Origin of the sequence: Verrucosispora sp. SN26_14.1, from assembly GCF_004307965.1 — a bacterium.
Classification (GTDB): domain Bacteria; phylum Actinomycetota; class Actinomycetes; order Mycobacteriales; family Micromonosporaceae; genus Micromonospora.
The window spans coordinates 1-14,374 of record NZ_SISL01000119.1 but is presented as its reverse complement, the minus strand read 5'-3'; the positions used below and the strand labels follow the sequence as shown (position 1 = coordinate 14,374).

General features: G+C 71.1%; 10 protein-coding genes. 8 read left to right on the top strand and 2 right to left on the bottom strand.

The window, feature by feature from the left end; genetic code table 11:
* Positions 1-221 precede the first annotated feature (221 nt).
* Complete coding sequence (locus EYA84_RS13450) at positions 222-866, top strand: hypothetical protein (protein ID WP_131053384.1); 645 nt, start codon at positions 222-224, stop codon at positions 864-866.
* A gap of 369 nt (positions 867-1,235) precedes the next feature.
* Positions 1,236-2,126 carry an endonuclease domain-containing protein gene (locus tag EYA84_RS13445; RefSeq protein WP_131053383.1) on the top strand — a complete coding sequence of 297 codons (891 nt, stop codon included), beginning with the start codon at positions 1,236-1,238 and terminating at the stop codon, positions 2,124-2,126.
* 478 nt (positions 2,127-2,604) lie between these two features.
* Here EYA84_RS13445 and EYA84_RS13440 read toward each other — a convergent pair whose 3' ends face one another.
* Positions 2,605-2,982 carry a cytidine deaminase gene (locus EYA84_RS13440; RefSeq protein ID WP_131053382.1) on the bottom strand — a complete coding sequence of 126 codons (378 nt, stop codon included), beginning with the start codon at positions 2,980-2,982 and terminating at the stop codon, positions 2,605-2,607.
* Positions 2,983-3,307: 325 nt separating this feature from the next.
* On the opposite strand from EYA84_RS13440, the gene hrpA reads away from it, so the two are divergent.
* Positions 3,308-7,288: an ATP-dependent RNA helicase HrpA gene (gene hrpA / locus EYA84_RS13435; protein ID WP_131053381.1), complete on the top strand. Its 3,981-nt coding sequence runs from the start codon at positions 3,308-3,310 to the stop codon at positions 7,286-7,288.
* Here the strand turns inward: hrpA and EYA84_RS13430 are convergent.
* Positions 7,285-8,217: a LysR family transcriptional regulator gene (locus EYA84_RS13430; protein ID WP_131053380.1), complete on the bottom strand. Its 933-nt coding sequence runs from the start codon at positions 8,215-8,217 to the stop codon at positions 7,285-7,287. The genes hrpA and EYA84_RS13430 overlap by 4 nt on opposite strands.
* A gap of 77 nt (positions 8,218-8,294) precedes the next feature.
* Between EYA84_RS13430 and EYA84_RS13425 the strand changes: the two genes are divergently transcribed.
* From EYA84_RS13425 to EYA84_RS13405, 5 genes are all read left to right on the top strand, one after another.
* Positions 8,295-8,987 carry a succinate dehydrogenase cytochrome b subunit gene (locus EYA84_RS13425; RefSeq protein ID WP_255446612.1) on the top strand — a complete coding sequence of 231 codons (693 nt, stop codon included), beginning with the start codon at positions 8,295-8,297 and terminating at the stop codon, positions 8,985-8,987.
* Positions 8,988-8,989: 2 nt separating this feature from the next.
* Positions 8,990-10,927: a fumarate reductase/succinate dehydrogenase flavoprotein subunit gene (locus tag EYA84_RS13420; protein WP_131053379.1), complete on the top strand. Its 1,938-nt coding sequence runs from the start codon at positions 8,990-8,992 to the stop codon at positions 10,925-10,927.
* A complete protein-coding gene (locus tag EYA84_RS13415) occupies positions 10,924-11,685 on the top strand; it encodes a succinate dehydrogenase/fumarate reductase iron-sulfur subunit (protein ID WP_131053378.1) in 762 nt (253 codons plus the stop codon). The genes EYA84_RS13420 and EYA84_RS13415 overlap by 4 nt, the downstream gene beginning before the upstream one ends.
* Before the next feature lie 370 nt (positions 11,686-12,055).
* Positions 12,056-13,237 carry a zinc-dependent alcohol dehydrogenase gene (locus EYA84_RS13410; RefSeq protein ID WP_131053377.1) on the top strand — a complete coding sequence of 394 codons (1,182 nt, stop codon included), beginning with the start codon at positions 12,056-12,058 and terminating at the stop codon, positions 13,235-13,237.
* Positions 13,238-13,434: 197 nt separating this feature from the next.
* Complete coding sequence (locus EYA84_RS13405; protein WP_236145747.1) at positions 13,435-14,202, top strand: serine hydrolase; 768 nt, start codon at positions 13,435-13,437, stop codon at positions 14,200-14,202.
* Positions 14,203-14,374 lie beyond the last annotated feature (172 nt).

The window sequence follows — 14,374 nt, the reverse complement described above, 5'->3', positions numbered from 1 at the left end:
AGTGTGTATAAGAGACAGCCGCCGGCCCGCCGGACAGCACCCGCGCCGCGTCGACCCACGGTGCGGACCGCTCCGTTCGCGCCGCTCCGGTCAGGGTTCCGAACCTGGCCGGTACGCACCCGCCAGAGCAGTCCGATCAGCCCCTTATCTCCTCTGGGCGATGTCAGACCCGTCGATTAGAATGTATGTACTAATCGAGTTCCTGAACTGGGAGGATGCTCGTGACAGCGCCCACCTCCGCCCCCCTCACGCCGTACGCCACCCTCCTCGGCTTCACCCGGTACGTCGGCCGCACCGGGCCCACCAAGGCCAGCTTCGTCGGCGGCCTGCGTCGGCAGCGGGCCAGCCGCTCCGGGTTCAACCCGCACGGCCAGTTCGTCAAGGCACTCAAGGCCGACATCGCCTTCCACACCGGCGGCACCCACCTGACCCAGGTGGTCGACGTGGTCAAGCCCCGCTGGCGACCGCTCTACCAGGCCCTGATCCCCGGCGCGACCGCCTGGCTGCACTCGCTCGGCGAGCCGGCCACCATCAACCTGGCCCAGACCCGCGACGCCCTGGCCATGCTCGGCGACCTACCGATCAAGATCAACCCCCACTTCGGCATCCGGTACGCCGACGGCCGCGCCCAAGCGGTCCGCCTGCACTTCGACGAGGCACCGCCCAGCGAGGAGGCGACCCTGGCCGCCCTGCACCTGACCGCCCGCCACATGGACGCCGTCCTGCCGCACGCCGAGCCGGTCCTGGTCGACGTCCGGCGCGGCACCACCTACCGGATGCCCGACAGCGCCAGGCCCGACGAGATCGAACGCTGGCTGGCCGGCGAGGCCGCCGCCTTCCGCGCCATCTGGTCCGCCGCCGCCTGACGTCCCCTTCCCCACCCCTCTCGTCCGCACGTCCGCACGTCCGCAATTGATCATCCCGTTGTTGTCGGTCTGTTCTCCGCTTCTCTTCGGACTCGGTGGTGGTCCGGTGCCAGCCGGTGCCGGACCACCCGCCCGCCGAGTCGGGGTGCACCGCTGCCACGGCCCACCGGGATCCAGCCCAGCGGCGGATCAGGCCCGGCGACGCAGTGGCCGCCGACGGGTCCACTGGCCGCCGAGGGCGCCTGGTTCTCGGCTGGCACCACGTTGCTCCGATGTCGGCTGCCGTTGTCCACGGGCGGGGGCTGTCAGCGGGCGACAGGTTGTCCACAGGGACAGCGGAGACGCCGCGCGCCCGTCCAGGGTGTGCCGATGCCGGTATCTCCCAGACGGCCCCCGGAACTACGCGGGCGACTCTTCCGAGGCTCCGAGGTGGTGGCCGGTGGGCTACTCACCCGTACCGAGCTGCGCAGCAAAGCCTGGCGACGGCTCTTCCGGGACGTCTACGTCGACGCCCAACTCGCGGTGACGCACCGTACCCGCTGTCGCGCGGCGCGGCTGGTGCGCCCACCCGGCGCGGCGGTCGCGGGCCGCAGTGCCGCCGCGTCGTTCGGCGTCGGCGAGGTCCGCGTCGACGAGCCGATAGACGTCCTGGTCCCCACCGACCGGCGGCTCGGGCCGGTGGCGGGTCTGACCGTGCACCGCGCCGACGTGTCGATGGACGAGATCGGCTCGCACGCCGGCATCCCGGTCACCACTCCTCGACGTACCTGCTGGGACCTCGCCCAGTGGCATCCTCTCGACGACGCGGTCGCGATGGTCGACCGGCTGGCCTTCGCAGGTGTCGTCCGACTCGACGACGTGGCGGACCTGGCCCGCGCCCGTCTCGGTGTCCGTGGCGGGAAACGACTGCTGCGGGTGGTCGAGTTCGCCGACCCCGGGGCCGAGTCGATGCCCGAGTCACGCCTGCGGGTACGCATCGTGCAGGCCGGACTGCCGAGACCCGTCACCCAATTCGTCGTGGAGCCCGTGGGCAGGTTCATCGCCTGGGTCGACCTCGCCTGGCCCGAGCATCGGGTGGCCGTCGAGTACGACGGACTCTGGCACCACGACCCGGAGCAGTTCCACCGCGACCGACGCCGCCTCAACCGCCTGCTCGGCACCGGCTGGCTGGTACTCCACGTCACCGCCACGCGCCTCCGCGACGATGTCGACGGCTTCCTCGCCGAACTCCGCAACGCACTCACGCGACGCCGCCCCTGACCTGGCTCCTCGCCCGCTGAAGACTGACCTCCACGTCGCCCCTGAGTTGCCTCTCCCCCCGCCGAAGACCGACCCCACGCCGCCCCTGAGTTGCCTCTCCCCCGGCAAGACCGGCCCCACGGTGCGGCCCCTGACCGCCCGCTTCCTCCGGACGACGAAGGGGCCCGTTGCCACCGCCCCTGACCGCTGGCCTTCTCGGGACGAAGAGGCCCGCTCCCACTGCCGGGAATGTCTCGATCCGCTTGTCGAAACGGCCCGACCTGCAGGTCTGTTGATCTGGAGGTGTTCCCGGCCTAACCTGCCAGGCGGCGTGATCGGGTACGCGCCGATGCGGCCTACTGCAAGATCCGCGCAACTTCACCGATGTTGCTGCCTCATCCACTCCCGGAGGCAGCAGTATCAATGAAGTTGCGCGGATCATGACGATGCGCGCTTCGCGCGGATCATGAGGGCGCGCGCTAGGGCCCGGCAAGGAGGGTTACTCGGGCGTGGTGGGTGAATCGGTGATCTCGTACACCTGCGGGGTGTCCAGCGGGCCGGCGATCACCCGGAGCGCCGGGAAGTGATCGGCGAGCAGCCGCCGGCACCGGTCGCAGGGGGCAACCAGACTCCGACCGCGATCGCCCACAGTGACGATGGTCTCCAGGTCGCCCGCGAGCTGGGTCGCTGCGGTGCCCACCACGACCACCTCGGCGCAGGCACCCCCGGTGGGGTGCACGACGTTCACGCCGGAGACGATCCGCCCGTCGACGGTGCGGGCCGCCGCCGCAAGGGTGTGGGCGGCGCTGCGACAGCGCAGCTTGGCCACGGCGCTGGCGGCCTGCACCAGCGCCCGGTCGGTGTCACGCATCGTCATCGGCGTTCCCGTACTCGCTCCGGCTCGGCGGTCAACGATAGACCGCCGCTCCTCTTACGCCCACGCGGCGCAGGCACACATGACGCAGGACGCGCACCGCGCTGTACGCGCTCGACGCAGGCGCGCTCCACGCAGGCGCGCACGGCGCAGGGCACGCACGGCGCAGGGCACGCACGGCGCAGGGCACGCACGACGCAGGCGCGCTCGGTGTTAGGAGGGGACCCTTCCTATACCTGAGGCGTTAGGAAGGGGCCCTTCCTTTCACGCGGGCGGGTGGGTAACCAGGAGGCGGGTCGGCGGGTCGCTGCCTATCCTTGGGCACGACATGCAGAATCAAGCCACCACCGCCGCGACCGATCCGGTTCGCGAGGTGCACCGTCGTCTCTCGCCGTTGATGTTCCGCGACCAGCGTCGGCTGCGTCGGCGGCTGGACGGGTTGCGGAAGGTGCGCGATCCGCAGCGTCGGGAGGAGACGCTCGCCGAGATCGTGGTCGAGGTGGCCGAGGCGGAGGCGCGCCTGGCGGCCCGACGCGCGGCGGTGCCGACGGTGACGTACCCGCCGCAGTTGCCGGTCAGCGAGCGTGCGGCCGACATCGCGGCGGCGATCCGTGATCACCAGGTGGTGATCGTGGCCGGGGAGACCGGGTCGGGTAAGACCACCCAGTTGCCGAAGATCTGCCTGGAGTTGGGCCGTGGGGTGCACGGGCTGATCGGGCACACCCAGCCGAGGCGGTTGGCGGCGCGTACGGTCGCGGACCGGATCGCCGAGGAGTTGGGCACGCAGCTCGGTGACGTGGTCGGCTTCAAGGTGCGCTTCTCCGATCAGGTGGGCGAGAACAGCCTGGTCAAGCTGATGACCGACGGCATTCTGCTGGCCGAGTTGCAGACCGACCGGATGCTGCGCCAGTACGACACGTTGATCATCGACGAGGCGCACGAGCGCAGCCTCAACATCGACTTCATTCTCGGCTACCTCCGGCAGCTCCTGCCGCGTCGCCCCGACCTCAAGGTGATCATCACCTCGGCGACCATCGAGACCGACCGGTTCGCCCGGCACTTCGCGGGGCCGCCCACCGCCGAGCACCCGGACGGGGTGCCGGCGCCGGTGGTCGAGGTGTCCGGCCGGACGTACCCGGTCGAGGTGCGGTACAGGCCGCTGGTCGAGGTCGACGAGGACGCCGACGACACGGACGAGGAGAACGTCCGCGACCAGGTCCAGGCCATCGGTGACGCGGTGCAGGAACTGGCCGGCGAGGGGCCCGGCGACGTCCTGGTGTTCCTCAGCGGCGAGCGGGAGATCCGGGACACCGCCGACGCGCTGGGCAGGCTCGTCGAGAACCGCCCGGCGTTGCGGCACACCGAGATCCTGCCGCTGTACGCCCGGCTCAGCGTCGCCGAGCAGCACCGTGTCTTCGCCCCGCACGGTGGGCGGCGGGTGGTGCTGGCGACCAACGTGGCGGAGACCTCGCTGACCGTGCCGGGTATCAAGTACGTGGTGGATCCGGGGACCGCGCGGATCTCCCGCTACTCGCAGCGGCTCAAGGTGCAACGGCTGCCGATCGAGCCGGTCTCGCAGGCCAGCGCCAACCAGCGCAAGGGCCGCTGCGGGCGTACCTCGGACGGCATCTGCATCCGGCTCTACGACGAGCAGGACTTCCTGGCCCGCCCCGAGTTCACCGACCCGGAGATCCTGCGCACCAACCTGGCCTCGGTCATCCTTCAGATGACCGCCATCGGGCTGGGCGACATCGCCGCCTTCCCGTTCATCGACCCGCCGGATCGGCGCAACATCGCCGACGGCGTGAACCTGCTGCACGAGTTGGGTGCCCTGGACCCGACGGAGTCCGACCCGGACCGCCGGCTGACCGCGCTCGGGCGGCGTCTCGCCCAGCTTCCGGTCGACCCCCGGCTGGCCCGGATGGTGCTGGAGGGCGAGCGCAACGGGTGTGCCGTCGAGGTGATGGTGATCGCCGCGGCGCTGTCGATCCAGGATCCCCGGGAGCGGCCCGCCGACCGGCAGGCGCAGGCGGACCAGGCGCACGCCCGGTTCGCCGACAAGGAGTCGGACTTCGTCGCGTACCTCAATCTCTGGCGTCATCTGCGCGAGCAGCAACGGGCCCTGTCGTCGAGCGCGTTCCGCCGGATGTGCAAGGCCGAGTACCTCAACTACCTGCGGGTACGCGAGTGGCAGGACATCGTCAGCCAGTTGCGCCAGGTGTTGCGTACGCCGAACGCGGACCTGCCGGAGGAGATCGACACGCCCCGGGTGCACCAGTCGCTGTTGCCCGGTCTGCTCTCCCACATCGGCCTGAAGGACGCTCAGAAGCACGAGTACCTGGGGGCCCGGGGGGCGAAGTTCGGGCTGTTCCCGGGGTCGGCGCTGTTCCGTAAACCGCCGCGTTGGGTGATGGCCGCCGAGCTGGTGGAGACGTCCCGGCTGTGGGGGCGGGTGAACGGCCGGATCGAGCCGGAGTGGGTCGAGCCGCTCGCCCAGCACCTGGTGAAACGCAGTTACAGCGAGCCGCACTGGGAGAAGAAGCAGGCGGCGGTGATGGCGTACGAGAAGGTGACGCTCTACGGCGTACCGCTGGTCACCTCCCGCAAGATCACCTTCGGTCGGATCGATCCGGCGCTGAGCCGGGAGCTGTTCATCCGGCACGCGCTGGTCGAGGGCGACTGGTCCACCCACCACCAGTTCTGGCGGGACAACCAGCGACTGCTGACCGAGGTGGAGGAGTTGGAGAACCGGGCCCGGCGGCGGGACATCCTGGTCGACGACGAGACGATCTTCCAGTTCTACGACGAGCGGATCCCCGCCGACGTGGTCTCCGGGCGGCACTTCGACAGTTGGTGGAAGACGGCGCGGCGCGAGCGGCCGGACCTGCTGACGTTCACCCGGGAACTGCTGGTCAACGCCGGTCGGGGCGGGGTGGACGAGGCAGACTTCCCGGACTCGTGGAGTGCCGACGGGGTCAGCCTGCCGGTGACGTACACCTTCGAGCCGGGCACCCCGACCGACGGCGTGACCGTGGACATCCCGTTGCCGCTGCTCAACCAGGTGCCGGCGGAGAGCTTCGACTGGCAGGTGCCGGGGCTGCGCGAGGAGTTGGTGATCGCGCTGATCCGGTCGCTGCCGAAGCCGGTGCGCCGCAACTTCGTACCGGTGCCGGACTACGCCCGCGCCGCGCTGGCCGCGATCACCCCCGGCGAGGAGCCGCTGCTGGACGCGCTGACCCGGCAGTTGCGGCGGATGACCGGGGTGACGGTCCCCCGCGACGCCTGGGACCTGAGCCGGCTGCCGGCACACCTGCGGGTCACGTTCCGGGTGCTCGGCGAGGACGACAAGCCGGTCGCCGAGGGCAAGAACCTGCCGGAGCTGCAACGCCGGCTCAAGGCGGAGGTACGCCAGGTGGTGGCCGCCGCCGCACCGGACGTGGCGCGTACCGGGCTGACCGGGTGGGAGATCGGCACCCTGCCGCGCACCATCGAGCAGGTCCGGGCCGGGTACGCGGTGACCGCGTACCCGGCGCTTGTGGACGAGGGCGCCACGGTGGGCGTACGCGTCTTCGACTCGGCCGGCGAGCAGGAGGCCGCGCACTGGGCGGGCACCCGACGGCTGCTGCGGTTGACCGTGCCGTCACCGGCGAAGTTCCTCCAGGGGCGGCTCTCCAACGAGGCGAAGCTGTCGCTGTCCCGCAACCCGCACGGCGGGGTGCAGGCGTTGATCGAGGACGCGGCCGGGGCGGCGATCGACAAGCTGGTCGGCGACGCCGGTGGACCGGCCTGGGACGCCGAGGGTTTCGCCGCGCTGCGGGACACCGTGCGGGCCGGGCTGGTGGACACGGTGGTGGAGGTGATGGACCGGGTCAGGGCGGTGCTCGGCGCGGCGTACGCGGTGCAGCAGCGGCTCGGCGCGACCCGGAACCTGGCCGTGGTGGCCGCCCTGGCCGACATCCGTGCCCAGCTCACCCGCCTGGTGCACGCCGGGTTCATCACCGAGGCCGGGTACGCCCGCCTGCCCGACCTGCTGCGCTACCTGACCGCGATCGAGCGGCGGATGGACCGGCTGGCGGCGAACCCGCAGCGGGACAAGCAGCAGCAGGACCGGGTCGCGGTGGTGCAACGGGAGTACGACGAGATGGTCGCGGCGCTGCCGGTGGCCCGGCGGACCTCGGCTGCGGTACGGCAGATCCCCTGGATGATCGAGGAGTTGCGGGTGAACGTCTTCGCCCAGGCGCTGGGCACCCCGTACCCGGTCTCCGAGCAGCGCATCTATCGCGCCATGGACGACGCGGAGAGCGGCTAGGCCAGGGGTTCCACGCCGGGCGGGAGCTGCGCGTCGGCGGTGGCGGTCTGCACGTACTCCAGCAGGATGCGGCGGAGTTCGCGGCCGGCGTGCGTCGGCACCACGTCGCGGCGGCGGGCCACCGCGATGGTGCGGCGGACCCCGGGGGGCGCGAGCCGGGTGACCCGGATGCCGGGTCGCCGGGCCACCACGATGCCGGGTACGAGGGCGACGCCCAGCCCGGCCTCGACGAAGCTGAGGACGGCGTCCATCTCGCCGCCGTCGACGGAGAGCGTCGGCTCGAACCCGGCGGCACGGCACGCCTGGAGGGTGGCGTCGCGCAGGTCGTAGCCTTCGCGGAACATCACCAGTGGCTGGTCGCGCAGGTCGGTGATGCGCAGGTCGTCGCCGGTCGAGGCGGTCGGCAGCGGGTCGACGGAGGCGACCACCAGGCTCTCCCGCAGGATCGGGTCGGCGCGCAGCCCGGGGTCGGTGCCCTGGGCCGGCATGATGATCAACGCCAGGTCGAGGTCGCCGCGGAGCAGGTCACGGACCAGGTCCTGGGAGCCGCCCTCCTCCACCCGCAGGTCGATGGTGGGGTGCGCGTCGCGGAACAGGCGCAGCACCGGCGGGGCCAGCGAGGTGGCCAGGCTGGGGGTGGCGCCGAGGCGTACCCGGCCGCGCCGCAGGCCGACCAGCTCCTGCACCTCCCGGGTGGCGGTGTCGACGTCGGCCAGGATCCGCTTGGCCAGCGGGAGCAGCACCTCGCCGGCGGCGGTGAGAGTGATGTTCCCCCTTACCCGCTCGAACAGCGGCGCACCGAGGCTGTCCTCCAGAGCGTGAATTTGCTTACTCAACGAGGGCTGAGTTATGCCGACGATGTCGGCTGCCTGGGTGAAATGTCGTACTTCTGCCACTGCTACGAAGTACTTCAGCTGATGGAGCTGCATCTACATAGCTTATGGCTATCAAGACTGCGGTGTCGATGCATTGGACGACTGATCAAAGTGCTCCTAGCGTCGGGCTCGTGGTAGTCACGACGAGAACGCGGTCGCCCATCCGATCCAATGTCGGACTGAAGGCGGTCATGGCGGTGACGGGCATCTTCCTGGTGCTCTTCCTCATCGCGCACATGCTGGGCAATCTCAAGGTCTTCGCGGGCGACACGTCGTTCAACGACTACGCGCACTGGCTGCGCGGAATCGGCGGCCCGGTGCTGCCGCACGCCTGGTTCCTCTGGATCATGCGGATCGGCCTGCTGGTCTCGGTGCTCGGCCACATCTGGGCGGCCACCGTCCTCGCGCTGCGCGCCCGCGCCGCCCGCCCGGTGCGCTACGCCCACCGCAAGAAGGTCCGGGGCAGCTACGCCGCCCGCACCATGCGCTGGGGCGGCGTGATCATCCTGCTCTTCGTGATCTACCACATCCTGGACCTGACCACCGGCACGCTGAACCCGGTCGGTGACCCGTCCCGGCCGTACGCCAACGTGGTGGCCGACTTCGCGCCCGCGCGCTGGTACGTCACGCTCTTCTACACGCTGGCGATCGTCGCGCTCGGCTTCCACCTGCGGCACGGCATCTTCAGCGCGCTGCGCAGCCTCGGGCAGCAGACGCCCCGTGGCGAGCAGCGGGCCCGCCTGGTGGCGTTGACCTTCGCCGTCGTGCTCTGCGCCGGCTACCTCCTGGTCCCGTTCGCCGTACTCACCGGATTGGTGTCCTGACCATGGATCTGTTCACCGAGGGCGACCCGGTCGCCGACACCCGGGCTCCCGACGGGCCGATCGAGACCCGCTGGGAACGCCGCCGTTTCGAGGCCAAGCTGGTCAACCCGGCCAACCGGCGCAAGATGACCGTCATCGTGGTCGGCACCGGGCTGGCCGGCGGTGCCGCCGCCGCCACGCTGGGCGAGCAGGGCTACCGGGTCAAGTCGTACTGCTACCAGGACAGCCCGCGCCGGGCCCACTCGATCGCCGCGCAGGGTGGCATCAACGCCGCCAAGAACTACCGCAACGACGGCGACTCGGTGCACCGCCTCTTCTACGACACCGTCAAGGGCGGCGACTTCCGCTCCCGCGAGTCGAACGTGCACCGGCTGGCCGAGATGTCGGTGAACATCATCGACCAGTGCGTCGCCCAGGGCGTCCCGTTCGCCCGCGAGTACGGCGGCCTGCTGGACACCCGCTCCTTCGGCGGCGCCCAGGTGCAGCGCACCTTCTACGCCCGCGGCCAGACGGGCCAGCAGTTGCTGCTCGGCGCGTACCAGGCGCTGGAGCGGCAGATCGGCCTGGGCAACGTGGAGATGAACGCCCGGCACGAGATGCTGGAGCTGATCATCATCGACGGCAAGGCCCGGGGCATCGTCGTCCGGGACATGGTCACCGGCGAGATCAGCACCGAGTTCGCCGACGCGGTGGTGCTCGCCTCCGGCGGCTACGGCAACGTCTTCTACCTCTCCACCAACGCCAAGGGCTGCAACGTCACCGCCACCTGGCGGGCACACCGCAAGGGCGCGTACTTCGCCAACCCGTGCTACACCCAGATCCACCCGACCTGCATCCCGGTCTCCGGCGACCACCAGTCGAAGCTGACCCTGATGAGCGAGTCGCTGCGCAACGACGGCCGGGTGTGGGTGCCGAAGACCAAGGGCGACGACCGCAACCCGCAGGACATCCCGGAAGACGAGCGGGACTACTACCTGGAGCGGATCTACCCCTCCTTCGGCAACCTGGTGCCCCGGGACATCGCCTCCCGGGCCGCGAAGTACGTCTGCGACGAGGGCCGTGGCGTGGGCCCGACCAAGCTCGGCGTCTACCTCGACTTCGCCGACGCCATCGGGCGTCTCGGCCGCAAGGCCATCGAGGCCAAGTACGGCAACCTCTTCGAGATGTACGAGCGGATCACCGGCGAGGACCCGTACGCGGTCCCGATGCGCATCTACCCCGCCGTGCACTACACGATGGGCGGCCTCTGGGTCGACTACGACCTCCAGTCCACCATCCCCGGCCTGTTCGTGATCGGCGAGGCGAACTTCTCCGACCACGGCGCGAACCGGCTCGGCGCCTCGGCGCTGATGCAGGGGCTGGCCGACGGCTACTTCGTGCTGCCGAACACGGTCGCCAACTACCTGGCCGCCGGCCCGTTCGAGCAGGTCGACGGCAGCCACCCGGCGGCCGTCGAGGCGCGTCGCGACGTCGAGGACCGGATCCAGCGGCTGCTCGCGATCGACGGCGACCGCACGGTGGACTCGTTCCACCGCGAGCTGGGCCAGATCATGTGGGAGCACTGCGGCATGGAGCGCTCCGAGGCCGGGCTACGCAAGGCGATCGACGAGATCCGCGCGCTGCGTGACCAGTTCTGGCAGCGGGTACGGGTGCCCGGCGACGGCGAGGGGCTGAACCAGTCGCTGGAGAAGGCCGGCCGGGTCGCCGACTTCTTCGAGCTGGCCGAGCTGATGTGCATCGACGCCCTGCACCGGGAGGAGTCCTGCGGCGGCCACTTCCGCGCCGAGCACCAGACTCCCGACGGTGAGGCCCAGCGCGACGACGAGCACTTCGCGTACGTCGCCGCGTGGGAGTTCACCGCCACCGGGCAGCCGTCGGTGCTGCACAAGGAAGACCTGAACTTCGAATACGTCCACCCCACGCAGCGGAGCTACAAGTGAACCTGACCCTGCGCATCTGGCGTCAGTCCAGCCCCCAGGACAAGGGGCGGATGGTGACCTACCAGGTCGAGGACGTCTCACCGGACATGTCCTTCCTGGAGATGCTCGACGTCCTCAACGAGCGGCTCATCCTCTCCGGCGAGGAGCCGGTCGCCTTCGACCACGACTGCCGCGAGGGCATCTGCGGCATGTGCGGCCTGATGATCAACGGTGACGCGCACGGGCCGCAGCGCGGCACCACCGCCTGCCAGCTGCACATGCGCCAGTTCTCCGACGGCGAGACGATCGACATCGAGCCGTGGCGGGCCCGGGCCTTCCCGGTCATCAAGGACCTGGTGGTCAACCGCAACTCGTTCGACGAGATCATCGCTGCCGGCGGGTACATCACCGCCCCCACCGGCAGCGCACCGGAGGCCCACTCGGTCCCGGTGGCCAAGGCCGACGCCGACGCCGCCTTCGAGTCGGCCGCCTGCATCGGCTGCGGCGCCTGCGTGGCCGCCTGCCCGAACGGCTCCGGCATGCTCTTCACCGCCGCCAAGGTCACCCAGCTCTCGCTGCTCCCCCAGGGCCAGCCCGAGCGGTACACCCGGGTCATCGGCATGGTGGACGCGCACGACGAGGCCGGCTTCGGCGGCTGCACCAACGCGGGCGAGTGCACCGTGGTCTGCCCGAAGGGCATCCCGCTGACCACCATCGGCCGCCTGAACCGCGACTACCTGGCCGCCACCACCACGCGGAGCGACACCCCCGGCACCTGACCCGCCGGGCCCCGACCCGTCGGGCCCGCCCCCGCACCTGGCCACGTCGAACGGCCGCCCTGCCACCCCCGGCACGGCGGCCGTTCGCACACCCACCCCGCACCCGCACCCGCACCCGCACCCGCACCACGACACCCCGCCGCATGCGCCGATCATGGAGTTGCGGCTGCGGTTCTGTGGCGATTTGGACGGCTTTACTGGCACCACCACTCCATGATCGACGCCCCTCGGTCGACGAGGGCGAGACAGGTAGTTGTGCGGATCATGACGAGGCGGGAGGCGGGAGGCGGGAGGGAGTCGGGGTCGGGGTCGGTTGAAGCGCGTCGGGTCGGGTAGCAGCCACTCAGGCGACGACTCAGGGGGTACCGACATGCGGGCGTTGACGTGGCAGGGCAAGCGGGACGTACGGGTGGAGACCGTGCCCGACCCGAGGATCGAGGAGCCGACCGACGCGATCGTACGGATCACCTCCACCGCCATCTGCGGCTCGGACCTGCACCTGTACGAGGTGCTGGGGCCGTACCTGAAGCCGGGTGACGTGTTGGGGCACGAGCCGATGGGAATCGTCGAGGAGGTCGGGTCGGGGGTGACCCGGCTCAAGCCCGGCGACCGGGTGGTGGTGCCGTTCAACATCGCCTGCGGGTCGTGCTGGATGTGTCAGCGCCAGTTGTACGCCCAGTGTGAGACCACCCAGGTGACCGCCGAGGGCAAGGGCGCGGCCCTGTTCGGCTACACCTCCCTCTACGGTTCGGTGCCCGGTGGGCAGGCCGAGTTCCTGCGGGTGCCGCACGCCGACTTCGGTCCGATCACGGTGCCGGACCACGGCCCGGACGAACGCTGGCTCTATCTGTCGGACATCCTGCCCACCGCCTGGCAGGCCGTCCGGTACGCGGACACGCCGCCCGGCGGCACGCTGGCCGTCTTCGGTCTCGGCCCGGTGGGTCAGTTCTGCACGCGGGTCGGCCGGCAGCTCGGTGCCGAGCGGGTGATCGGGCTGGACCTGGTGCCGGAGCGGCTGGAGATGGCCCGTCGGCACGGGGTGGAGGTGCTCGACGTGTCCCAGCTCGACGACGTACCCGGTGCCCTGATCGAGCTGGTTGACGGGCGCGGCCCGGACGCGGTCATCGACGCGGTGGGCATGGAGGCGCACGGCGCGCCGCTGGGCAAGTTCGCCCAGGCCGCCGCCGGGCTGCTCCCGGACAAGCTGGCCGACCCGATGATCGACAAGGCCGGGGTGGACCGGCTGGTCGTGCTCAAGGCCGCGCTGAAGGCCGTCCGGCGCGGCGGCACGGTCTCCATCTCGGGGGTGTACGGCGGCGAGGTCGACCCGCTGCCGTTGATGGAGATGTTCGACCGGGGCATCCAGTTGCGGATGGGCCAGTGCCACGTACGCCGGTGGATCGACGAGATCGTCCCGCTGCTCACCGACGAGGACCCGCTCGGTGTCTCGGACCTGCGCACCCACCGGCTGCCGCTGGACCAGGCCCCGCAGGCGTACGAGATGTTCCAGCGCAAGGAGGACGGCTGCGTCAAGGCGGTCCTCACTCCGTGACCGGTCGCCACGGGCCGGGTCTAGGGTGTCCGTGACGGGCCCCGGGCCGACGGGAGTGGGTCATTCGCGATCCGGACGAAACGCAGGCCGACCTGAGCCGGATCGCGGCACGGGTCCGGGCGGCGTACCGGCGGGAGCGGGTCCGGGCCGGCGGCGACTGGCAGGCGTACGTCAGTCTCGCCGGACCAGGCGGCCCGGTGGTCGCGGTGGACGAGTCGGCGAGCCTGCCGGTCGAGGCGTACAGCGTCAACAAGATCGCGGTGGCGACGGCGGTGCTCGACACGGTCGACCGGGGCCGGCTCGCCCTCGACCAGCAGGTCGAGGTGACCGCCGAGACCGTCACGCCGGGCGGCGACGGCATCTTCGGGTTGGCCGGCGCGTACCCCAGCCGGGTGACGGTGGGGCTCGTCCTGGCGAACCTGCTGACCGTCTCCGACGACGTCGCGGTGCGGCTCTGCGCGCTGGTCTGCCCGGCCGTCGAGGTCAACCGGATCCTGGTGGCGAAGGGCTTCCCGGACACGTCCGTGCAGCCGGTGGCCGACTCGCCCCGGTTCCACCTCGGCACCAGTACGGCCCGCGAGACGCACGACCTGTTGCGGGCGCTCGTCGGCGGCACCCTGCTCTCCCCCGCCTCGACGGCGTTCGTGCTGCGGTCGCTGCGCTCGCCGGTGGCGTTCACCGACGGCATCCGGCGCACCATGTCCTCGGCCGAGCGATCCCGGATCGCCACCAAGGCCGGCTGGTTCCGCGACGCCCGGCACGAGGCCGGGGTGATCTTCGACACGGCCGGGACGCCCCGGCTGACGTACGCCTTCTTCGCTGCCGGCCAACCGGGGGCGGACGACTTCGGGGCGACCCACCCCGCCGTGCAGGCCCGGGCCCGGTTGGGTCGGCGGCTGCTGGACCTGGCCGACCGGCTGGGCCCCGGCGAGCCTCGCCCCCTCCGCCCCGGCATCCACGGCTGAACCGGACGGCGAGGGCTACCGTGGACGGCGGGGATCAGCAGAGGGGGGCAACCATGCGCGCGCCGAAGGAGCAGACGGGACGAGTCACCGGCCGACGGATCGCGGGATCGGTGGCCGGGGTGGCCGCGCTGGCCGGACTGGCCGGACTCGCGTGGGCGGCCCGGGGCGTACC